Source organism: Rhodopseudomonas rhenobacensis, assembly GCF_014203125.1.
Classification (GTDB): Bacteria; Pseudomonadota; Alphaproteobacteria; order Rhizobiales; family Xanthobacteraceae; genus Rhodopseudomonas_A; species Rhodopseudomonas_A rhenobacensis.
Map to the genome: position 1 here is coordinate 33,527 of NZ_JACHIH010000025.1, position 20,931 is coordinate 54,457.

19 protein-coding genes and 2 pseudogenes are annotated in these 20,931 nt (G+C 64.1%); 5 read left to right on the forward strand and 16 right to left on the reverse strand.

Translation table 11 applies throughout. From position 1 onward, the window contains the following. Window positions 1–126: 126 nt before the first annotated feature. Window positions 127–306, reverse strand: coding sequence for a light-harvesting protein (locus HNR60_RS17520; protein ID WP_184259843.1), 180 nt, complete (start codon window positions 304–306; stop codon window positions 127–129). Between the two features lie 12 nt (window positions 307–318). Continuing rightward, window positions 319–474, reverse strand: a complete 156-nt coding sequence (gene pufB / locus HNR60_RS17525; protein WP_011471705.1) for a light-harvesting antenna LH1, beta subunit — start codon at window positions 472–474, stop codon at window positions 319–321. A gap of 914 nt (window positions 475–1,388) precedes the next feature. Here pufB and HNR60_RS17530 point away from each other — a divergent pair. Further along, window positions 1,389–1,583: pseudogene (locus tag HNR60_RS17530) on the forward strand (response regulator transcription factor); the annotation flags it as partial. Window positions 1,584–1,629: 46 nt separating this feature from the next. On the opposite strand, the gene HNR60_RS17535 reads toward HNR60_RS17530, so the two are convergent. The 9 genes and pseudogenes from HNR60_RS17535 to glgX all read right to left on the reverse strand — a co-directional run bounded on the left by HNR60_RS17535 (window position 1,630) and on the right by glgX (window position 11,028). Then, entirely contained in the window at window positions 1,630–2,832 is a 1,203-nt protein-coding gene (locus HNR60_RS17535) for an NnrS family protein (RefSeq protein WP_184259846.1), read from the reverse strand. Window positions 2,833–2,937: 105 nt separating this feature from the next. Beyond that, window positions 2,938–3,654 carry an NnrU family protein gene (locus tag HNR60_RS17540; protein ID WP_184259849.1) on the reverse strand — a complete coding sequence of 239 codons (717 nt, stop codon included), beginning with the start codon at window positions 3,652–3,654 and terminating at the stop codon, window positions 2,938–2,940. Between the two features lie 284 nt (window positions 3,655–3,938). After that, window positions 3,939–5,594 carry a phosphoglucomutase (alpha-D-glucose-1,6-bisphosphate-dependent) gene (gene pgm / locus HNR60_RS17545; RefSeq protein ID WP_184259852.1) on the reverse strand — a complete coding sequence of 552 codons (1,656 nt, stop codon included), beginning with the start codon at window positions 5,592–5,594 and terminating at the stop codon, window positions 3,939–3,941. Between the two features lie 143 nt (window positions 5,595–5,737). Further along, entirely contained in the window at window positions 5,738–6,358 is a 621-nt protein-coding gene (locus HNR60_RS17550; protein ID WP_184259855.1) for a Crp/Fnr family transcriptional regulator, read from the reverse strand. Between the two features lie 415 nt (window positions 6,359–6,773). Continuing rightward, window positions 6,774–6,995 (reverse strand): annotated as a pseudogene (locus tag HNR60_RS17555) (SDR family oxidoreductase); the annotation flags it as partial. Between the two features lie 91 nt (window positions 6,996–7,086). Further along, window positions 7,087–7,311, reverse strand: coding sequence for a hypothetical protein (locus HNR60_RS17560; RefSeq protein ID WP_184259859.1), 225 nt, complete (start codon window positions 7,309–7,311; stop codon window positions 7,087–7,089). Window positions 7,312–7,398: 87 nt separating this feature from the next. Beyond that, window positions 7,399–8,226 carry an alpha/beta hydrolase gene (locus HNR60_RS17565; RefSeq protein ID WP_184259862.1) on the reverse strand — a complete coding sequence of 276 codons (828 nt, stop codon included), beginning with the start codon at window positions 8,224–8,226 and terminating at the stop codon, window positions 7,399–7,401. A gap of 165 nt (window positions 8,227–8,391) precedes the next feature. Continuing rightward, window positions 8,392–8,754: a response regulator gene (locus HNR60_RS17570; protein ID WP_246432986.1), complete on the reverse strand. Its 363-nt coding sequence runs from the start codon at window positions 8,752–8,754 to the stop codon at window positions 8,392–8,394. 114 nt (window positions 8,755–8,868) lie between these two features. Next, on the reverse strand, window positions 8,869–11,028 hold the full coding sequence (gene glgX, locus HNR60_RS17575) for a glycogen debranching protein GlgX (protein ID WP_184259865.1): 2,160 nt from the start codon (window positions 11,026–11,028) through the stop codon (window positions 8,869–8,871). A 215-nt stretch (window positions 11,029–11,243) separates the two neighbouring features. Between glgX and treZ the strand changes: the two genes are divergently transcribed. The 3 genes from treZ (at window position 11,244) to HNR60_RS17590 (ending at window position 13,682) form a co-directional block, all read left to right on the forward strand. Continuing rightward, the gene (gene treZ, locus HNR60_RS17580; protein ID WP_184259868.1) at window positions 11,244–13,055 is read left to right on the forward strand and encodes a malto-oligosyltrehalose trehalohydrolase; all 1,812 of its coding nucleotides are present in this window, start codon (window positions 11,244–11,246) and stop codon (window positions 13,053–13,055) included. 117 nt (window positions 13,056–13,172) lie between these two features. Further along, on the forward strand, window positions 13,173–13,343 hold the full coding sequence (locus HNR60_RS17585) for a hypothetical protein (RefSeq protein WP_184259871.1): 171 nt from the start codon (window positions 13,173–13,175) through the stop codon (window positions 13,341–13,343). A gap of 18 nt (window positions 13,344–13,361) precedes the next feature. Further along, window positions 13,362–13,682, forward strand: coding sequence for a hypothetical protein (locus HNR60_RS17590; protein ID WP_184259874.1), 321 nt, complete (start codon window positions 13,362–13,364; stop codon window positions 13,680–13,682). A gap of 39 nt (window positions 13,683–13,721) precedes the next feature. Here HNR60_RS17590 and HNR60_RS17595 read toward each other — a convergent pair whose 3' ends face one another. The 5 genes from HNR60_RS17595 to HNR60_RS17615 form a co-directional block, all read right to left on the reverse strand. Continuing rightward, entirely contained in the window at window positions 13,722–14,504 is a 783-nt protein-coding gene (locus HNR60_RS17595; protein WP_184259878.1) for an SDR family NAD(P)-dependent oxidoreductase, read from the reverse strand. Between the two features lie 456 nt (window positions 14,505–14,960). Further along, complete coding sequence (locus HNR60_RS17600) at window positions 14,961–15,137, reverse strand: DUF2934 domain-containing protein (protein ID WP_184259881.1); 177 nt, start codon at window positions 15,135–15,137, stop codon at window positions 14,961–14,963. Window positions 15,138–15,253: 116 nt separating this feature from the next. Then, window positions 15,254–16,852, reverse strand: a complete 1,599-nt coding sequence (locus tag HNR60_RS17605) for a response regulator (RefSeq protein WP_184259884.1) — start codon at window positions 16,850–16,852, stop codon at window positions 15,254–15,256. Window positions 16,853–17,062: 210 nt separating this feature from the next. After that, window positions 17,063–17,311: a hypothetical protein gene (locus HNR60_RS17610; RefSeq protein WP_184259887.1), complete on the reverse strand. Its 249-nt coding sequence runs from the start codon at window positions 17,309–17,311 to the stop codon at window positions 17,063–17,065. A 110-nt stretch (window positions 17,312–17,421) separates the two neighbouring features. Next, entirely contained in the window at window positions 17,422–19,017 is a 1,596-nt protein-coding gene (locus HNR60_RS17615) for an ABC transporter substrate-binding protein (RefSeq protein WP_184259890.1), read from the reverse strand. Window positions 19,018–19,250: 233 nt separating this feature from the next. On the opposite strand from HNR60_RS17615, the gene HNR60_RS17620 reads away from it, so the two are divergent. Beyond that, window positions 19,251–20,870: an ABC transporter substrate-binding protein gene (locus HNR60_RS17620; RefSeq protein WP_246432989.1), complete on the forward strand. Its 1,620-nt coding sequence runs from the start codon at window positions 19,251–19,253 to the stop codon at window positions 20,868–20,870. Window positions 20,871–20,931 lie beyond the last annotated feature (61 nt).

The following is a 20,931-nucleotide window of genomic DNA, read 5'->3' on the forward strand; positions in this document are numbered from 1 at the left end:
CGGACACTTCGTGGTCGAAGGCGAACAAGCCCGGCCACACCGGCCTCGCTTGTTCACCCCCGGCTACAAAGCAAGCGACCGGGACCCTTGGATCCCGGTCCTGCATCACAGCTCTAAGGAGCTGAATTAACCGACGTTGACCGAGGACTCGATCGAGGCGGTCTTGCCGTTCCAGTACTTCGGGAACCAGGTGGTGTGCGAGATCAGCGCATAGTGCACGAGGATCGCGATGATGGTGACGCTGCCCAGCAGGAGGGGCAGACCGACGGTCGGCTTAACGACAGTCCAGATACGACCTTGATTCATTTTCGGTTCCCCTTACTTCAGCCACGGCGAATAGACATACGCCAGAAAGTGAGCAACGATCGCGATCGCGCCGAAGATGCGCGTGCCGTCGATCACATGCTTGTGGAGCTCTTCCGATTCCGCGATTGTCAAGCCAGTCGGCCAGACCTTGTTCGGATCGTCTACCATAACATAACCTCCTAAGAGACTTACGATCAGTTTCGTGCTGAACCCGCACGCAGGTTATTCGCTGCTGCTACGCCGAACGGATGTTCGCTTGGTCTCAGCATCCTGTCTGTTGCCCGCCGAGGCCGCCGTCACCAATCGAGACGTGACCCAAACGAAGCGATGTCAGACTCGTTTGATCGGAAAATCCCAGGACGGAAATGCCCCAACTTGCTTGGAAACACCCTCGTCCCTAGCGGGAAACTCCTCTCGCTCGAGTGAGTGTAAGAATAACCTGACACAAAGCTTTGTCAACTAAACGTGACAACAAGCGGCGACCTTGTGATGAGGCGGCACGGTCTGCAGCTGAATACCACCACGTCTATCCCTCGGCATATCCGTACCGGTCGCGGCATTTGTTTAGATGTTGCGGTGTCGGGGGCTAAGCGATTTGGCCAGCTTGGTTTTCTGCCTATCGCCGGGCTTTCCCTGCAGTTCAGCTGGGATTGCCTGGCATCTGACGGGTACGCAGAAGCCCAATGAAATCGCGGCCCCGCCGCATCATTCTTTGGTTGTAAGGAGATGCGACAGCGCGACCGCGGCGCGGCTCGCAACCTCGCAGGCGCGATCGCTGCGGGAGCGAGTCGGCAACCTGGGAGACGGCAAGGACCGCGCTCTGCAGCCATCGCGGTCAATTCCGCCGCGCTCGCAACCTGCGCCAACCGAGAGAGCAGCTCCTCCGATCGACCAGTGACGTGGCCACTGTCCAATTTAGCTTACATATGAATGTCAGTTGCGCATGACAGGTGCGGCGATCCGTGCGATAGAAAGCCTCTTCCAGCGATTTGCCGTCGATGCGCCGGCGATGAAGTTTTGGTTGGCGATCGATCGCCGTTGAAACGCCCGGATTGCCCATGGAGCAACGATCCAAGCATCCTCTCAGCGCGCGCGAGCACGAGGTGTTGCGGCTTGCCGCGGTCGGCCACAGCAACAAGACCATCGCGGAGAAGCTGCAGATCGGGCCTAAGAGCGTCGAGACCTACAAGGCGCGCGGCATGACCAAGCTCGGCTTCCACGACCGCGTCGAGGTCGTCCGCTTCGCGCACAGCATGGGCTGGCTCGACGAATCCTGAGCAACACGACGGCTTCGGCACAGCAGTTGTTAGTTGCGATTCCGCGTCACGCCGACCGCGGCGCTTCCGGTCGCCGCTTGCGGTAGCCCAGCAGCAGCGGACCGAAGCTGATCGCGAAGCCGAGAAACGCCGCCGCCCAGGCGAACGCCGCCAGATGCAGCAAGCCGACGCTCCAGGCCGGATGGATCGCCGCGCAGATCCGCGCCAGCGCCGCCACGGCGGCCAGCACATAGATCGTCTGGGTGGCGATCGAGGCGGTGAGCTGCTGGCCGGTATGGCCGAGGCTGGCGCGGGTCATCACCGCCAGCGTCATGATGCCGGCGCCGCCGATCATCCAGGCGTGGGCGCCGGCGCTTGGCGCGATTGCCCCGAACGCCGCCGCCGCGGTCAGCAGAAAGCCGAGCGGCACGAACAGATAACCGACGTGCAGCACCAGCACGAGACGCTCGCGGCCGGTGCGATGGCCGGCCCAGCGGCCGAGCCGCAGCAGATGCAGCACGCCGGCGATGCCGAGCGCGGTGCCGACCAGCGCGCCGTCCTGCAGCGCCACCCACAGCAGCAAGCTCACTGCGCTCACCGCCACCACCGCGCCGTCGAAGCGGCCGAACGGGGACGGCAGCCGGCCGGGATTCTCGCGCGCCAGCCAGTTGCGGGTGAAGCTCGGAATGATGCGGCCGCCGATCAGGCCGATCAGCAGGATCACCACGGCAATGCCGAGCCGGATGCTGACATCGGCGAGGCCGCCGAAATGCGCCTCGAGATGAAAGCCGATATTGCCGGCGAGCAGCAGCGTCAGCAGCGCCACCACCGGCAGGTTATTCCATTTGCGGCCGGTGATGATCTCCCGCGCCACCACGATCGCCACCAGCGCCAGGAAGCTGCCATCGATCAGCAGCGCCGCGAGCCAGCCGGTGTCGGCGGAGAACGCCATCACGAAGCGCCCGGCGAGCCAGGCCAGCACCAGGCCGAGCAGCGGGGTGCCCTGGATCGGCATCCGGCCGGTCCAGTTCGGGATCGCGGTGAACAGAAAGCCGGTGATCACCGCCGGCAGATAGCCATACAGCATTTCGTGGACGTGCCAGTCGCGCGGCGCCAGCGTGGTCACCAACGTCAGCTCGCCATAATAGAATGGCAGCCAGATCAGCACCGCGACCGCGGCATAGATCGCGCCGGCAAGAAAGAACGGCCGAAAGCCGCTCGACAGGATGGCCGGGCCATGGTGCGGCTGAAAGCGGGGAATCGGGCTCATCTCGACACATCCGGTGCGTTGCGCTGCAGGCTATGTAACGCCGCGCCGGAAACCGTGGTTGTGCCGCGACAAGCTTCGCGGCGATTTCGCCGAGGTGATCGATCGTTAAGGCAGCGGCGACACCCCGATCACCGGGGCGTGCAGCGCCAGCAGCGTCAGCCAGGCGACGAGGCCAATCGCCGCCCGCTTAAGCTCGATCCGAAACGATCGCGGCCGAAAGCGGCCGTCAAGCAAAGCGGCGAACGGCCAGAACGAGGTGTTGCGGGCCAGCGCGTGCCAAGCTTCATATCCGAGCCGGCGTTGTTTGCGGCGGTCGATCATCACCATGCCGGCCAGCGCAATCAGCGCGAAGAAGCCGAACAGCAGGGCGTGGGCGAGATCGCCGTTGGGCAGCAGATGCGCGCCGGACCACAGCGCGATCGCCCATAGCAACGGATGCCGCGCCACGCCTGCAATGCCGGGGCGATCGGGATCGAACGGCAAATTCGGATTGCCGCCGAACGACAGCGGGTTCGCGGCGCCGACGCCGAACGCCGCCAGCAGGCAGGCGAACGGCATCGCCAGATTCGGCGCCAGCATCTGCCAATGTTCGAACGGCCACAGCGGAACGAACGGCGCGCGGCCCGCAGCTGCGATCAGCCAGGCCAGCACCAGCAGCGAGACGCCGCTGTACAGCGCGAGGAAGCCGCGCTCGCTGAGCCGTGCCACCATCGCAGCGCGCACCGCAGGCCGCGACGGCACCGCGTGCGAGGCGACGAACACCGCGAAGGCGGCGATGAACTCCGCCCAGTCGCTGAGGTGGGGGGCTGCGCTGGCTGGCATCGGGCTCCTGTTTTCGTTGTTGAATCTAGGACACTCCAACGCATTTCCGATTGGGGTGATGCGGTTCGCAACGACGAGGCTGTCATTCCGGGGCACGAGCGGCGTGAGCCGCGAGTGAACCCGGAATCCAGTACTCACCGCCCTGGAATACTGGATTCCGGGTTCGCTCGGCCTGCCGCCTCGCGCCCCGGAATGACAGCTTCGTTTTCGGTTGGCGCAGCGAAGAACGCGACGGATCGCGGACGCCCGGGACTCTTCAACGCGAAGGCCGTTGGCCCTTCGCCCTACCCCTTCGCGGCGAACACCGCCGACAGAGCGCTCTGCGCTTCCTGCTGGATCTGCTGCAAATGATCCTGGCCGCGGAAGCTTTCGGCGTAGATCTTGTAGACCTCCTCGGTGCCGGAGGGCCGCGCGGCGAACCAGCCGTTTTCCGTCACCACCTTGATGCCGCCGAACGGCTGATCGTTGCCGGGCGCGTTGGTCAAGGTCGAGTGGATCGGCTCGCCGGCGAGCTCCTTCAGGCCGAGTTGGTCGGCGGACAGCGATTTCAGGATCGACTTCTGCTTGGCGGTGGCCGGCGCGTCGATCCGCTCGTAAAACGGCACGCCGAGTTCTTCGCCGAGCTGATGGAACAGCTGCCCCGGATCGACCTGGGTGCGCGCGGTGATCTCCGCCGCCAACAGCCCGAGGATCAGCCCGTCCTTGTCGGTGGTCCATACCGTGCCGTCGCGGCGCAGGAACGAGGCGCCGGCGCTCTCCTCGCCGGCAAAGCCGAACGCGCCGGAGCCGAGCCCGTCGACGAACCATTTGAAGCCGACCGGGGTCTCGACCAGATCGCGGCCGAGCCGGGTGGCGACCCGGTTGATCATCGCGCTCGACACGATGGTCTTGCCGATCGCGGCCTGCGCGCCCCACTCCGGGCGATGCTCGAACAGATAGAAGATCGCCGCGGCGAGATAGTGGTTGGGATTCATCAGCCCGTTCCAGCGGGTGACGATGCCGTGGCGGTCGGCGTCGGTGTCGTTGGCAAAGGAGACGTCGAAATTGTCGCGCATGCCGATCAGCCGCGCCATCGCATAGGGCGAGGAGCAATCCATCCGCACCTTGCCGTCCCAGTCCGCGGTCATGAAGCGGAAGGTCGGATCGACCACGTCGCTGACGATGGTGGCGTCGATGCCGTAGCGGTCGATGATCGGCCGCCAGTAATGCACCGCGGCGCCGCCCAACGGATCGATGCCGATCTTGACGCCGGAGGCCTTGATCGCCGCCATGTCGATGACGTTTTCGAGGTCGGCGACGTAGGGCCCGACATAATCGTAGCGGTGCACATTGGCGGAGCGCAGCGCCTGCGCCAGCGTGATCCGCCTGACACCGCGCAGACCGTCCTCGAGCAGCGCGTTGGCGGTGCGCTCGATGTCGCTGGTGATGTCGGTGTCGGCCGGCCCGCCGTTCGGCGGATTGTATTTGAAGCCGCCATCCTCCGGCGGGTTGTGCGACGGCGTGATCACCACGCCGTCGGCGAGACCGCTGCTGCGGCCGCGGTTATAGCTCAGGATGGCGTGCGAGATCACCGGGGTCGGGGTGTAGCCGCCGTTCTCGTCGATCATCACCTCGACGCCGTTGGCGGCGAACACTTCCAGCGCGCTGGCCAGCGCCGGCTCAGCCAGCGCGTGGGTGTCGATGCCGATGAACAACGGCCCGTCGATGCCGGCGCGGCGCCGGTATTCGCAGACGCCCTGGCTCACCGCCAAAATGTGCGCCTCGTTGAAGGCGTTGTTGAGCGCCGAGCCGCGATGGCCGGAGGTGCCGAACGCCACGCGCTGTGCCGGGATCGCGGGATCCGGCCGGCCGGAGAAATACGCCGTCACCAAACGCGGCACATTGACCAGCATTGACGGATCAATGACCTGGCCGGCGAGCGGGCTGACTTCCGCAACCATCTGTAGCTCCTGGATGGATGAGACCACGCGACCGGACGGCCGCAGTTGGCGGCACCATGGCACGTCGGTGATGCGATTGAAAATTCCGCGTGGGTGGCAGCGACCCTACGATAGGCGCAGGGGTCGGTTCTGCGCCGGCGCGCTCACAGCAGCAATGCCGACTGTTCCAACAGCGTCTCGTAACATTCACACGACAGCTTCGCCACCGCAGGCCGATTCGTGATCTTGATGACGCCGCGCGAATAGGAGATCAGGCCGGCATTCTGCAGCTTGGTGGCGACCTCGGTGACCGAGGTGCGCCGCACGCCGAGCATCTCGGCGAGGAATTCCTGGGTCAGGTTGACCGTATCGCCGCCGGCGCGGTCGGCGGATTGCAGGAGCCAACGGCAGAACCGGGCCTCGATCAGATGCAGCGCGTTGCAGGCCGCGGTCACCCGCGCCTGCGACAGCAGCACTTCATTGTATTGGATGCAGAGAGTGCGCAGCGCCTCGCTGTTGGCGGCGACCTTCCTGAATTGCGACGAGGGAATCTTGGTCAGCGTAGTCGGCATCTGCACCACGACGCGAACCAGCGACTTGTACAGCCCCAGTCCCGCCATCGCGCCGACCACGCCCTCGCGCCCCACGGTTGCGGTCTCGATCGCCTTGCCGTCGCGCAACACCGCCAGCAACGACAGCATCCCGTTGTGCGGGAAATAAACGTGCTCGAACTCGTCGCCGGGCTCCAGCAGCACCAGCCCCTGCTGCAACGAGGCAGTGGTCATATGCGGCGCCAAAAGATCGAAGATAGCGCGGGGGAGCCCCGCCAACAATTTGTTATCCAAGGGTAATCTAACGTTTATGGAATGCACTGCGTTATCCGCCCGGTCGGTCGGGCCGTCTACCGCAGGGGTGGGGAGGACGCGCCGAGACGCATTCCGCGGATCTGCGAATATATGAAAATGACCCCCGATTTGTCTGTCCGGTTCCGCGCTTATCGCGGTACCCGGCGCGATCAGGGTTTTCGCGCGGGAAGTCCGAAAATATTCGGAGTGCCAAGCCCCGGACCAGGTAAAGCTACGAGGATTAGTGTGTCCGAAAGCCGACAGATGCGCCGGAGGCGCCCGGTTTAAGGAACTGGACCACCACCAGGCGTATTGTTGCGCTCGCAACTGATCGGACGCCCGGCCAGGCGTCGGTTCAGATGAACGGCTTGCCGCCGGTGACCGCGATGGTGGTGCCGGAGACGTAACTCGACAAGGGATCCGCCAGCATCACGTAGGCGGTGGCGAGTTCGGCTGGCTGACCCGGACGCCCGATCGGCGTCTGCTTGCCGAAATTCTCCACCGCTTCCTCCGGCATGGTCGAGGGAATCAGCGGCGTCCAGATCGGCCCGGGCGCCCTTATAGGTTTTTTCGCCATGGTCCGGCCGCGGATCCATCGCCGCGGTGGAACCGGGCATGTCCTGCGGCTGGGACGCGAACGGCGGCTTGGGATAGTCCAGCATAGAGGGTCAATTCCTGAAGGCGTTCTGGAACGCTGAAATCGCCTTGTTGGCGAGGCGGATCTTGTTGCGCTCGCCGCGGTAGTACAGATCGACGACGGTATCGAGCAGCAGTTCGTGAACCCCGAACATCTCGGGGATGGCGCCGCTCAGGCGCAGGTAATCGAACGCGATGTCGTAAGCCTGGTCGAGCGTCTCTAAGCCGGTGGTGCGCAGATTTTGCTGGGCCAACATGGCGATCACTCCCGTTGTGGAGTGAAAAGCGTGGCGCCGGAAAAATGTTCCCGGCGCTGGCGCCGCAGCCCACGACCTTGCCGGTCGCTAGGGACCCATCGCGCGCGGATCGCTGGTCAGCCTGCTGGTATCGACCGGGCCGAGTTGGCTGCTGTCATCCTGGGCGAGAAACTTGTCCAGCGTGTCTTGAATGCGCTGCTTGACGCTGTCCGGACCGCGATCGCTCATGTCGGTGTGCTGAAAGTCGGTGGCCACGATGTCGATGCCGGCTTCCTTGGCCATCTCGGGATCCGGCAACACGCCGGGATCGGTCTTGAATACCGGATCCTTGGAGCGGAACGACAGGATCTTGGCGGCGCCCGAAGTGACGAACGGCACGCGCAGATTATCCAGCGTCACCACCCGGCGGACCAGTTCGGGATGCTGCTGGGCGAAGAACATCGAGATGTCGCCGCCGTTGGAATGCCCGGCCAGCGTGAGATGTGCGTAGTCGGCGTTGGGCTGGATCTTCTTCATCTCGCTGATCGCGAACAGGATGTTCTGCATGCCGCGCTCGTAGACCTGCAGGCGACCGACATAGAGCGAGCCGGCCTTGGTCATCAACGGTTTGTCGCCCGGCAAGTCATGCTGGATGCTCGCCACCAGGTAGCCGCGCGCCGCCAGCACGTTGGCGAGGAAGGAATATTCGGTGTTCTTGACGGTGTTGCCGTGGCTGATGATGGCCACCGGCAGCACAATGCCCGCCATCGCCTTCATCTCGGCGTCGCGACGCACCGCGATGTCGACATCGATCGCGCGGTTGCGCGTGCTGTCGAACAAATTCAAGGTCTCGTGCCGGATCGCCAGCTTGCTGGCCACAAAATACGAGCCGATCGCCAGCACAAACACGCTTACAAGAATCGCCAGCTTCTTCATCGCTCCATCCGCGCAAAGGGTCCTGCTTGAGGTGGGCCTCCTTGATAACGCGGAAAGCCCCGGTTTTGCACGCGGGGAATTAAATTTTTGAAAGAAATCGAGGGGTTAGCATACCGCAACGCGAAATTCCAACTGCACTGCGATAACGGCAGAGGCGGGATCGGTTCAGCAGATCAGCTCGCTGATCACGCCGGCGATCTGCGCCGGACTATAGGGCTTGGGCAGGAAACGCCCGCGCTCGGGAAGCTGGTCGGGACTGATCGACAACTGCCCGGAGGTGGTGATGATCTCGATCGGCGGCCAGCGTCCCCGCACCGCTTGGGCAAGCTTCAGCCCGTCCATCGCGCCGGGCATCTGGATATCGGTGAACACCACGCGGATATCGTTGCGCGCTTCCAGGATCTCGATCGCCTCGTCGGCATTGGCGGCTTCAACGACTTGGAAGCCCGCCGCCTCGATCATCTCCACCGCATTGGCCCGAAGCAAGCTCTCGTCTTCTACCACCAAAACGATGGGCTTTTTGCTCATTAATCCGACCATTGATTTACTTTGCCCCTTCAATGGAGCTAAGGTTTTGAGACTATTATCGTTCCGACACTGCGAGAAATTCCGAAAACGGACATTCAACTTGAAAAGCTGCCGTCAGGCCTGCCGGGCCTCCCACAGCGACAACGATCTTCCCACCATATCGTAGTGCGCGTCCTTCTTGAGACGGGAAATCCTGCTGTCGCCGGGCTTGTTGGTGTCGATCAGACACTCCCAGGTCCGGCACTGCGGCACGGCGGGGAATTTGAACGGCACCGTGTCGTGGTGGGCGTTGAACATCAGGAACAACGTGTTGTCGGAGCCCTTGCGGCGGATGCCGGTGACCTGCGCCCGGCCATCCAGCAACATGCCGACGCAACGCGCATTGCCGTCGTTCCATTGCTCGCAGGCCATCTCGGCGCCGCTCGGATCGATCCAGGTCACGTCCTTGACTCCGAGCTCTTCGTTGAAGGCGCCGGTGAGAAACCGGCCGCGATGAAACAACGGCTGACGCTGCCTAGTTTCGATCAGCCGCCGGGTAAACTCGATCAGGCCGCGGCCGTCCTCGTCGATGCCCTCCCAGTCGAGCCAGCTGATCTCGTTGTCCTGCGCATAGGCGTTGTTGTTACCCTGCTGGGTGCGGGCGAATTCGTCGCCGGCCAGGATCATCGGCGTGCCGCGCGACAGCAGCACGGTGGCCAGCAAATTACGCATCTGCCGGAACCGCAAGTCGCGGATCTGCGGATCGTCGGTCGGGCCTTCGACGCCGTGATTCCACGACAGATTGTGCGAATGGCCGTCGCGATTGTCCTCGCCATTGGCCTCGTTGTGCTTGTGATCGTAGGACACCAGATCGTTCAGCGTGAAGCCGTCATGCGCGGTGACGAAGTTGACCGACGACCACGGCTTGCGGCCGCGCTTGTTGAACAGGTCCGGCGAGGCCGACAGCCGGGTGGCGAGCTCGGCGAGCTTGCCCTCGTCGCCCTTCCAGAACGCCCGCGTGGTGTCGCGGAAGCGGTCGTTCCATTCCGCCCAGCCCGGCGAGAACCGCCCGACCTGGTAGCCGCCCGGCCCGCAATCCCACGGCTCCGCGATCAATTTCACCTGGCTGAGTACCGGATCCTGCCGGCAGGCGTCGAGGAAGCCGCCGCCTTCGTCGAAGCCGTAGGGCTCGCGCGCCAGGATGGTGGCGAGATCGAAGCGGAAGCCGTCGACCCGCATCTCCTGCGCCCAATAGCGCAAGCTGTCGGCGACCATCTGCAACACCCGCTGGTGCGACAGGTTGACGGTGTTGCCGGTGCCGGTGTCGTTGATGTAGTAACGCCGATCCGGCGCCAGCCGGTAGTATGACGCGTTGTCGATGCCCTTGAACGACAGCGTCGGGCCGAGCTCGTTGCCTTCGGCGGTGTGGTTGTAGACCACGTCGAGAATGATCTCGATGCCGACGCGGTGAAACTGCGCCACCATTTCCTTGAACTCGTTGACGAACGGTCCGGACAGATAGCGGGCCTGCGGCGCAAAGAATCCGATGGTGTTGTAGCCCCAGTAATTGTGCATGCCCTTCTCGACCAGATAGCTGTCGTCGACAAAAGCGTGGATCGGCAACAGCTCGAGCGCGGTAATGCCGAGGTTGCGGATATAGTCGATCACTTCGTGATGCATCATGCCGGCGAAGCTGCCGCGCAGCACCTCGGGGACCGCGGGATGCTTCATGGTGTAGCCGCGGACGTGGGCTTCGTAGAAGATCGTCCGTTCCCACGGAATATGCGGCCGGCGCTCGTCGCCCCAGGTGAAGGCCGGATCGATCACCCGGCACTTCGGCACGAACGCAGCACTATCGCGCTCGTCGAACGACAGGTCGCCGTCGGCGTGACCGAGGGTATAGCCGAACAGCGCCGGATCCCATTTCAGGCCGCCGACGATCTGCTTGGCGTAGGGATCGAGCAACAGCTTGTTGGGATTGAAGCGGTGGCCTTCGGCCGGTGCATAAGGCCCGTGGACGCGGTAGCCATAGACCTGACCGGGCCGCGCGTCCGGCAGGTAGCCGTGCCAGACTTCGTCGGTGTATTCGGGCAGCTCGATCCGCTCCAGTTCACGGAGGCCGTCATTGTCGAACAGGCACAGCTCGACCTTGGTGGCGTTGGCGGAGAACAGCGCGAAATTCACGCCGAGGCCGTCCCAATTGGCGCCGAGCGGAAACGGCCGCCCCTCCAGCACGCGATGTCTGGCCCGCGAGGCGACAGACTGGGCGACGGAAATCCTCGGCATCTGGTTCATGGCTGCCCCCTGAAGAATGGTCAATAACGACCAGAAACCCGCAAAGTTCAAAAACCTGAATGGCTGGCGTCGATCGCGGCGCCAGTGGCGGATATGGGTATCGCGCGGCTCGGCACGCGCAGCTTAGTAACTTCGCCCGAGCCGGCTGCGGGTTGGAACGTGTGCCGGACTGTGCCGTTCATGAACCGCCCACCCTGACCTGAAAGACCACTCCCATGGACCAATTTTCCCCGCCCGCTCCCACACGCTTCGGCCCTGAGATCCACGACGGCGGCGTGCTGTTTCGGCTGTGGGGGCCGAGCCAGGCCAAGGTCGAATTGGTGATCGAGGGACGCGGCGTGTTGCCGATGAATCGGACCGAGGCCGGTTGGCACAGCCTGCTGGTGCCGGGCGCCGGCCCCGGGACGCGCTACAGGTTTCGCATGGCCGATGGCCTCGAGGTGCCCGACCCGGCGTCGCGCTATCAGCCGGAGGACGTCCACGGTCCCAGCGAAGTGGTCGACGCCGCGGCGTTCGCCTGGTCGGACCAAAGCTGGCGCGGCCGGCCGTGGGAAGAAACCGTGGCCTACGAGCTGCACGTCGGGGCGTTCACCGAACAGGGGACGTTCACCGCGGCAATCGAGCGGCTGGATTATCTCGCCGAACTCGGCGTCACCGCGATCGAGCTGATGCCGGTGGCGGAGTTTCCCGGCGCGCGCAACTGGGGTTATGACGGCGTGCTGCTGTTTGCCCCGGACGCCAGCTACGGCCGGCCGGACGACATGAAGGCGCTGGTCGACGCCGCGCACGCCCGCGGCATCATGGTGTTTCTCGACGTGGTCTATAATCACTTCGGCCCCGACGGCAATTATCTCTCCGCCTATGCGCCGATCTTCAACGACCAGCACCAGACCCCCTGGGGCGCCGCGGTCAATTACGACGCCGCCGGCTCGAAGACGGTGCGGGAATTCGTGATTCAGAACGCGATCTATTGGATCGATGAATTCCACCTCGACGGGCTGCGGCTCGATGCGGTGCACGCCATCAAGGACGACAGCGATCCGCATTTGTTGGCGGAGATCCCGAGCCGGCTGCGCGCCGGCGGCATCAACCGTCCGATCCACCTGATGCTGGAGAACGAGGAGAACGAGGTCGAAAGGCTCGCGCGCGACGACGACGGCGAGCCGTTGCAATACACCGCACAATGGAACGACGACCTGCATCACGTGCTGCACACCGCCGCCAGCGGCGAGAGGTCCGGCTACTACGCCGAATATGCCGGCGACAGCGAAAAGCTCGGCCGCGCCTTGGCCGAGGGATTCGCGTTTCAGGGCGACCACATGCGCTATAGCGACCGCAGCCGCGGCCAGCCCAGCCGCCACCTGCCGCCGACCGCATTCGTCGGCTTCATCCAGAACCATGACCAGATCGGCAATCGCGCATTCGGCGAGCGGTTGACCGCGTTCGCTCCAGCGACCGCGGTGCAGGCGGCCGCCGCGGTCTATCTGCTGCTGCCGCAGATTCCGATGCTGTTCATGGGTGAGGAATTCGCCTCGTCGCGGCCGTTCCCGTTCTTTTGCGATTTTGCCGGCGACCTCGCCGACGCGATCCGCGAGGGGCGCCGCAAGGAATTCGCGCGGTTTCCGGAATTCGCCGATCCGCAGATGCGCGAGGCGATCCCCGATCCCGGTGCTGCGACGACATTCGAGGCCGCCAAGCTCGACTGGAACGAGCCCCTCGGCGGCTTGCATGCGGAATGGCTGGCGCTTTACCGCACGCTGTTGGCGATCCGGCACCGCGAGATCGCGCCGCGGCTCAAGGCGATCGGCGGCAATGCCGGACGCTTTACCGTGCTGGACCGCCTGGCGGTGCGGGTCGAATGGACGCTGGCCGACGGGGCGCAGCTCACGCTGATCGCCAATCTCACCGACCAGCCGCTGCCGGGAGTTTCCCTGCCGGACGGTCGACGGCTATGGCCGACCACGCCGATCGAGACCTCGTCGCTCGGGGCCTGGCAGGTGGTGTGGACGATCAGCGCGCCGGGATAAAGGTGACGGTCGACACAAGCCCTGCGCGCATGGCCGCCACCGCGCCAGAAATCGGAACCCTCGATCAGATCGGGGATTGTCATGCGTTCCCTCAAAGGCGACTTGGGGAGAGAAGGCATGCAGCCGGACGAAAACGAACGGAAGCGCATTCAGGACAAGCAGGGCGGCCACCACATGCCGCCGCGCCCCGAGGGCGAGGCGCCGCTCGACGATACCGACCGCAACACCGACAAGATCATCAAGCCGTCGCGGAAGTCGGGCGACGCACCTAGTCAAACGAGTTCATGACACGGGAGTGATTTCGGAATGCCCACCAAACTCATGCCCTTGATTTTCACCATCGATATCGCCGGCCTGCCGATATTGACGTTCGAAGCCGCTAATTTGCGCGAAGCCCATGAGGTTTGCCACGAGCGTTGGCTGCTGGCCGACCTCAAGCAGATGACCCGTCGCGGCGTGCCGGTGTGGGACGGCAAGACGCGGTTGCGGGCGCGCTATGCGACCGAAGACGAAAAATCCGTCTATCGCAACGCGCCTGCGGCGGCACAGGAAGCCGGAGAGCTCAAGCTGGTGTACTTGGTCGAGGCCGACGGCGCGGACATCCACACCACGCAGGCCGCCGAATAGCTCATCGCCGAAATCGCTCGCCCGCGCTTCGCGGCATCGTCACTTCGCCGTCCCCGGCTCCGCCCATTTGCGGTGCTGTGACGCCAGCAGGCCCGCGGGCACGACTTGCGCCACGGTGGATTGGATCCGGTTTTTCCAGCCGCTGACCACGTCGCCCTCGCCGTTCATCATCGCATCGAAGCCGAGCTTGGCGACGCGCGCCGGATCGTCCTTGCCGATGGTGCCGACGCTGGTGTCGAGCATCTCGGCGCGCTTGAAGAAATCCGTCGCGGTCGCGCCCGGCATCAGGCAGGTGACGCTGACGCCGCTGTGCTTCAACTCCTCGCGAATGGCGAAGGAGAACGAATTGAGGAACGCCTTGCTGGCGCTGTACACCGCTTGGAAGCTGCCCGGCACGAAGCCGGCGATCGATCCGGTGATCAGGATGCGGCCGGATTGCCGCCGCCGCATGTCGTTGCCGATCCTGTGGATCAAATAGGTGGTGCCGGTGATGTTGGTGTCAATCACGCAGCGCGCCTTGGCGAAGTCCTGGTCGAGGAAGGCGTGGCCGAGACCGCGGCCGGCGTTTGCCAGCAACGCATCGACCGGACGTCCCTTGGTAGCCGCATAGAGCGCGTCGACGCCGTCCATCGTCGAGAGGTCGACCTGCACCGGCTCGACGTCCACTCCGGTCGTTGCCAGTTCGGCAGCCGCGCGGTGAATCCGCTCCTCGTCGGCGGCGATCAGCAGATCGAAGCCGGCTTTGGCGCAGCATCTTGCGAGTTCGAGACCGATTCCAGTAGACGCCCCGGTGACGACGGCGAAGCGGCGCGGTGATGACATCAGTGACTCCGTGCGAGGCATGTTGCGGCGCTAACCCCCGCTTTCGCTCTGAGTTCCCTGCGAGCCTTATTTCGCCGTGCGGAGGAACAGAACACCGCTCCCGCCTGGTTGCTGGCAAGCAATGTAGCAGATAGCAAAAGGGATAAAAGCGTCGTGCGGCAGATCGTCGCTTGCGGCTCGAGCGTGCCACCTCCCGCCGTGGCGCAGATCGTGCGGCGGCGATGATCAGCCCGATGCGATCGGGGCATGATCAGATCAGGACTGAAGACCTGACCACCGGATCACAGTACGCTCTCGCATTGTCGCTACCAGCACGAACCGGATACCACATGCATCGGCATCAACGATCGGCGCGGCATCGGAGACCAGACGAAAACAGCCCCGGACAAAACGACGGCGGCCCTGCCGACGACAGGACCGCTCGCTTCATGAATTGCACCGTTGGGACCGACGGGCTCAGCTGTTGGTGCTGATGCTCGGATCGGCGCGGAGTTCTTGCAGCGTCTCCCCTTCGCCACGGACCTGCTTTTCGGCCTTGCTCCAGAACTCTTCGTCGCGCCCGTCCGGACGCCCCGCCATTTCCCACAATTCATGGGCGCGGCGCTTGATATCTTCTTCCGACACTTCAGCCATTGTGTGCTCCACTCATACGGTTGGAACCCGTTAATGAAGTTGGCGCGGACAAGTTCCGGGCTCAACGTAGAGCTGATGCGTGATCGTCTGATGACGCGGCCAGCCGCCGCACGGCGTCATCGGCGATCGAGCACGCTGCGGATCTTGGCCGCCAGCGCCACCTGCGACAGCGGCTTCTGGATCAGGTCGACGCCGGCGTCGAGCCGGCCGTGATGGACGATGGCGTTACGCGAATAGCCGGTCATGAACAGCACCTTCAAGTCCGGCCGTTGCTCACGCAGCTGATCGGCGAGCTCGCGGCCGTTCATGCCCGGCAGCACCACGTCGGTCAGCAGCAGATCGAGCCCGCCGTCGAGCTTCTCGGCCATCGCGAGCGCGGCGCCGGCGTCGGGCGCCTGGACCACCTGATAGTTCAGGTCGTGCAGCACTTCGACCACGTAGCTGCGGACGTCGGGATCGTCCTCCACCACCAGGATTTGCTCGGCCTGCATCGCGCCGACCTGGATCGAGTCCGGGACGGATTGCTCGATCGCCGCGGTGTGCAGCCGCGGCAGGTAGACCTTCATCGTGGTGCCGTGGCCGACTTCGCTGTAGATCTTGACGTGGCCGTTGGATTGCTTGACGAAGCCATAGACCTGACTGAGCCCGAGCCCGGTGCCCTGACCGACGTCCTTCGTGGTGTAGTACGGCTCGAAGGCCCGGGCGACGACGTCGGCCGACATCCCGCTGCCGGTGTCGGTCACCGCGACCTGGACGTATTGGCCGGCGACCACTTCGGAATGGCGGCTCGCATAGTCGTCATCGAGATAGACGTTGCTGGTTTCAATGGTGAGCTTGCCGCCATCCGGCATCGCGTCGCGGGCATTGACGACGAGGTTGAGGATCGCCGCCTCGAAATGGCTGGGGTCGATCTCGACCTGCCACAGCCCGGCGGTGCCGACATATTCCAGATCGATGGTCTCGCCCAGGGTGCTGCGGAAGAAACCGGCCATGCCCTTCAGCAATTGATCGAGATTGCATGGCTTGGGATCCAGCGGCTGGCGCCTGGCAAACGCCAACAGCCGGCTGGTCAACGTCGCGGCGCGCTGCGCACCGGACATCGCGCTGCCGACCAGCCGGCGCAACCTTGTGTCGACGCCGTCGCGCAGCTTGCCGATGTCGCGTTCGGCGATTTCCAGATTGCCGATGATGATCGTCAGCAGATTGTTGAAGTCGTGCGCCACGCCGCCGGTCAATTGCCCGACCGCCTCCATCTTCAGCGACTGCCGCAGCATGTCCTCGGCGTCGCGGCGCTGCAGGGTCTCGGTCTGCAACGCCGATTGCGCCTCGCGCAATTGCGCCGGCGACGGCACCGCGAGCAGTTTCGGCAGCAGCGGCCACAGCATCGCGGCCGTGACCACCGAGGCGATGGCGGTCATCGCCTTGACGATGCCTTCCAGCTCATAGACCGGCAGCCACAGCGTCACGATGGCGAAGATGTGGGTGAAGCCGCAGGCCAGGATGAAGATCGAGAACGCCCAGAACACCCAGCCGAATTCCACATCCGGCCGCTTGGCGACGAAATACGACAGCGCGAAGGGGATCGAAAAATACGCCAGCGCGGTCGCGGCGTCGGACGCCACATGGAGCCAGATCAGCGAAGGCTCCCACAGCAGACAAATGCCATGAGGCGAGAAGGTGGAGGTGTCCACCAGCCCTTGCAGCAGCGCCCACATTCCTATGCCCTCTTGCAGCCGCCCGCTGGCCCGGGACGCTCTTGCGCGTCGCCGGAAGGTCGCGGTTTCTTGAATGGGGGAAGGTCTATCACGGATGCCCGGCGATTCCGCGCGACGCGGCGCTGGGGTGGATTGCGGGGATGTTGCCCATCCCCGTAATCCGTCGTCTCAGATCAAACGGGCCGTTGCCCTCGCAACACGGCCGGACGCTTACAGCGGAACGCTGATCCCGCCGCGCATGCTGCGCCGGCGCTCGAACCTGGCGCGCAACCGCGGCGCCAGACCCCACGCCAGGGGCGCGGCGAGAACGAAGCTGGCGATGACGACGATGGGGATCAGTTCCATCGACCGCACCGCCAGCGCGGGGATCAACAGCACGGTCAACAGACCGGCGAAGAACAGCACCGCCGCGGTCATCGAGAAGATCAGGGCGGCGACGCGAAATCTGGTGTTGAACATGGGGGCCTCCAAAGGCTTTCCGATTGGGAGGCTAATTCCGATTTTACCTTCTAGTTCCCTCGCCGGCAGACGCGAAGCTCGCGCCTGCCGCGAGCGCCAGGCGGATCGCGCTATTGCAGCCCGATCGTGGTGAGGTCCTGGAACCAATGCTGCGCCTGCACAAAGCTCTTCACCTTCGGCGACAGCGCGTGCGGGTTGGTGTCGTGCACCACCCAGACCAGCACCGCGTCGTCGACGATCAGGCTGTGCGCCTGCGCCAGCAATTCGTCCTGCTTGGTCGGATCGAACGTGGTCTTGGCCTCGTCGATCAAGGCATCGACCTTGGGGTTGTTGTAGCCGCCCCAGTTGACGCCGACCGGCGCGATCTGCCCGGAGTGGAAGAACCGCACGATGGCGTAGAGCGGATCCGAGGTGACGTAAGCGATGTTGTTGGCGGTGATGCCCTTCATGCTGTCGTCGGCCGCGCCCTTGCGCCAGGCGGTATAGAGCACTTCGAGTTCGACGACCTTGAACTCGACGTCGACGCCGATCTCCTTGAAGCTCTGCTGCAGGAATTCGTTCATCGGCAGCGACAGCATCTGGCCGGTGCCACCATTGGCGATGATGAATGTCGCCTTCAACGGCTTCTCCGGCGAATAGCCGGCTTCCTTCACCAGCCGCTTGGCTTCGGCGGGATCGTATTTGATGGCGAAGCTCGGCTTGCCGAACCACGGACTCGACGGATCGACCTGGCCGATGGCGGGCTTGGCGAGGCCGTTCATCAGACCGACCACGGCGTCGCGGTCGATCGCCAGATTGAGCGCCTTGCGCAACCGCACATCGGTCCAGGGCGAACCGGGCAGTACGCTGAGGTGATAATTCCAGACGTGCGGCGTGACGTTGTCGACGATCTTCATGCCGGCCGACTTCAACTGCGGCACGGCGTCGGGTGCCGGCGTCTCGATCAGATCGACTTGGCCTGCGAGCAGCGCGTTGGTGCGGGTCAGCGCTTCCGGCATCGGCACCAAGACCAGCTTGTCGGTCTTCGGCAGCCGCGCCTTGTCCCAATACTCATCATTGCGGGTGAGTTCGGCGAGTTCGCGCGGCACCAGCTTGGTCAGCTTGAACGGGCCGGTGCCGGACGGCTGTGCGGCGAACTTGTCCCAGTCGTTGCCGAGCTTGGCGTATTGCGCCGGGCTCGACACCAGAAACCACAGCATCTGGTAAGGGAAGAAGGAGTCGACCGTCTTGGTTGTAATTTCGACGGTGTCGTCGTCGATTTTGGTGTAGCTGGCGACCGACGGCAGCCGGGTCTTGACCTGCGCGCTCTGCCGCTTGTCGAACTGCGGTGCCTTATCGTTCAGCACCTTGTCTAAATTCCAGACCACCGCATCGGCATTGAATACACTTCCGTCGTGAAACTTGACGCCCTTGCGCAAGGTAAATCGCCATTTTTTCTTATCGCCATCATCGACTTTCCATGATGTTGCGAGCCCGGGCACCAGCTTGCCGGGCCGATCCGCCACGTTCATCTCCCAGGCGACCAGCGGATCGTAGATCGTATAGCCGGTGAATTGATACGCGCCGGCGCCGCGATCGGGCTGCCCGGTGGTCAGCGGAATGTCCGCCATCGAGATGCCGTAACGCACCACAGACTCGGCGCGCGCCGAACTAATTGCGGCGATCGCGACGGCGGCAGCGACGACGATGGATTTTCGTAGGGTCATTGAAAACACTCAGCTCCACAGGAATGGTGGCGGCTAGGCTGCAACGATGATGCCAGCATCGCGCTGTGACCGATGCGATGACGCAAACGTGTGAGTCCGCCAGACGTACGCGTTTCGATTTCGCTGGCACAGCCGTTGCATGAGGCAGCATAAGTTTTTAGCAGCCCCGATGAAGGACATCTTGCATGCGTATGATTGGTTATGTCGCTCGGCAAACCGCCGCGGCCGTCTTCATGCTGACCACTGCGAGCACGCTCGCGTTGCCACAATCGGCGAGCGCGGAAACCGTGCTGCGCATCGGCATGACTGCTGCGGATGTGCCGCGCACGCTCGGGCAACCCGATCAGGGCTTCGAAGGCAATCGCTTCACCGGCCTCACGATGTACGACGCGCTGACGATGTGGGACCTGTCGTCCGCAACCAAAGCCAGCGTGGTAATCCCGGGCCTCGCCACCGAATGGGCGGTGAACGACGCCGACAAGACCAAGTGGACGTTCAAGCTGCGCCCCGGCGTCAGCTTCCATGACGGCGCGCCGTTCAACGCCGACGCCGTGGTGTGGAACGTCGAGAAGGTGCTGAAGCAGGACGCGCCGCAATTCGACGCCAGCCAGGTCGGCGTCACCGCGTCGCGGATGCCGACGCTCATCTCGGCGAAGAAGATCGACGACATGACGGTGGAGCTGACCACCAAGGAGCCGGACAGCTTCCTGCCGATCAACCTCACCAACCTGTTCATGGCGAGCCCGAGCAAGTGGCAGGCGCTGTACGAGAAGGCCCAGGGCGGCGACGCCAAGGCGAAGTCGCAGGCGGCCTGGGCGTCATTCGCCAAGGACGCCTCCGGCACCGGGCCGTGGAAGATGTCGAAGTTCACGCCGCGCGAACGGCTCGAACTCATCAAGAACGACAAGTATTGGGACACGGCGCGGGTGCCGCATGTCGACCGCCTTGTGCTATTGCCGATGCCTGAAGCCAACGCCCGCACCGCGGCGCTGTTGTCCGGCCAGGTCGACTGGATCGAGGCGCCGGCGCCCGACGCGGTCAAGGAGATCACCGCGCGCGGCTTCAAGATCGAGAAGAACGAGCAGCCGCATGTCTGGCCGTGGCAGTTCTCCCGCGTCGAAGGCTCGCCCTGGAACGACATCCGGGTGCGCCGCGCCGCCAATCTGTGCATCGATCGCGAAGGCCTGCGCGACGGCCTGCTCGCCGGATTGATGGTGCCGGCAACCGGCACCTTCGAGCCCGGCCATCCGTGGCGCGGCAAGCCGGAATTCCAGATCAAATACGACCTGCCGGCGGCGCAGAAGCTGATGAAGGAAGCGGGCTTCGGCCCGAGCAAGAAGCTCAGCGTCAAGGTGCAGACCTCGGCGTCGGGCTCCGGCCAGATGCTGCCGCTGCCGATGAACGAATATCTGCAGCAGGCGCTCGCCGAGTGCTACTTCGACGTCAAGCTCGACGTCATCGAATGGAATACGCTGTTCACCAATTGGCGCCGCGGCACCAAGGATCCCTCCGCCAACGGCGCCAACGCCACCAACGTCACCTATGCGGCGATGGACCCGTTCTTCGCCATGGTGCGCTTCCTGCAATCCTCGATGGCGCCGCCGGTGTCGAACAATTGGGGCTACATCAACAATCCGAAGTTCGACGCGCTGGTGACCAAGGCGCGCACCACCTTCGACGCGTCGCTGCGCGACGAAGCCTTGGCCGAACTGCACGCCGCCTCGGTCGACGACGCCGCCTTCCTCTACGTCGCCCACGACGTCGGACCGCGGGCGCTGAGCCCGAAGGTCAAGGGCTTCGTGCAGCCGAAGAGCTGGTTCGTCGACTTCTCGCCGGTGACGCTGGCGCCGTGATCAAGGTGTCCCGGACGCGGTGCGGCATTCTTCATGCCGCTCCGCGAGCCGGGACCGTAGC

Excerpts from the sequence above, each read along its gene's own strand:
- HNR60_RS17520 (WP_184259843.1), bottom strand. The coding sequence starts at position 306 with ATGAATCAAGGTCGTATCTGGACTGTCGTTAAGCCGACCGTCGGTCTG.
- pufB (WP_011471705.1), bottom strand. The coding sequence starts at position 474 with ATGGTAGACGATCCGAACAAGGTCTGGCCGACTGGCTTGACAATCGCG.
- HNR60_RS17535 (WP_184259846.1), bottom strand. The coding sequence starts at position 2,832 with ATGAGCCCGATTCCCCGCTTTCAGCCGCACCATGGCCCGGCCATCCTG.
- HNR60_RS17540 (WP_184259849.1), bottom strand. The coding sequence starts at position 3,654 with ATGCCAGCCAGCGCAGCCCCCCACCTCAGCGACTGGGCGGAGTTCATC.
- pgm (WP_184259852.1), bottom strand. The coding sequence starts at position 5,594 with ATGGTTGCGGAAGTCAGCCCGCTCGCCGGCCAGGTCATTGATCCGTCA.
- HNR60_RS17550 (WP_184259855.1), bottom strand. The coding sequence starts at position 6,358 with ATGACCACTGCCTCGTTGCAGCAGGGGCTGGTGCTGCTGGAGCCCGGC.
- HNR60_RS17560 (WP_184259859.1), bottom strand. The coding sequence starts at position 7,311 with ATGTTGGCCCAGCAAAATCTGCGCACCACCGGCTTAGAGACGCTCGAC.
- HNR60_RS17565 (WP_184259862.1), bottom strand. The coding sequence starts at position 8,226 with ATGAAGAAGCTGGCGATTCTTGTAAGCGTGTTTGTGCTGGCGATCGGC.
- HNR60_RS17570 (WP_246432986.1), bottom strand. The coding sequence starts at position 8,754 with ATGAGCAAAAAGCCCATCGTTTTGGTGGTAGAAGACGAGAGCTTGCTT.
- glgX (WP_184259865.1), bottom strand. The coding sequence starts at position 11,028 with ATGAACCAGATGCCGAGGATTTCCGTCGCCCAGTCTGTCGCCTCGCGG.
- treZ (WP_184259868.1), top strand. The coding sequence starts at position 11,244 with ATGGACCAATTTTCCCCGCCCGCTCCCACACGCTTCGGCCCTGAGATC.
- HNR60_RS17585 (WP_184259871.1), top strand. The coding sequence starts at position 13,173 with ATGCAGCCGGACGAAAACGAACGGAAGCGCATTCAGGACAAGCAGGGC.
- HNR60_RS17590 (WP_184259874.1), top strand. The coding sequence starts at position 13,362 with ATGCCCACCAAACTCATGCCCTTGATTTTCACCATCGATATCGCCGGC.
- HNR60_RS17595 (WP_184259878.1), bottom strand. The coding sequence starts at position 14,504 with ATGTCATCACCGCGCCGCTTCGCCGTCGTCACCGGGGCGTCTACTGGA.
- HNR60_RS17600 (WP_184259881.1), bottom strand. The coding sequence starts at position 15,137 with ATGGCTGAAGTGTCGGAAGAAGATATCAAGCGCCGCGCCCATGAATTG.
- HNR60_RS17605 (WP_184259884.1), bottom strand. The coding sequence starts at position 16,852 with ATGTGGGCGCTGCTGCAAGGGCTGGTGGACACCTCCACCTTCTCGCCT.
- HNR60_RS17610 (WP_184259887.1), bottom strand. The coding sequence starts at position 17,311 with ATGTTCAACACCAGATTTCGCGTCGCCGCCCTGATCTTCTCGATGACC.
- HNR60_RS17615 (WP_184259890.1), bottom strand. The coding sequence starts at position 19,017 with ATGACCCTACGAAAATCCATCGTCGTCGCTGCCGCCGTCGCGATCGCC.
- HNR60_RS17620 (WP_246432989.1), top strand. The coding sequence starts at position 19,251 with ATGCTGACCACTGCGAGCACGCTCGCGTTGCCACAATCGGCGAGCGCG.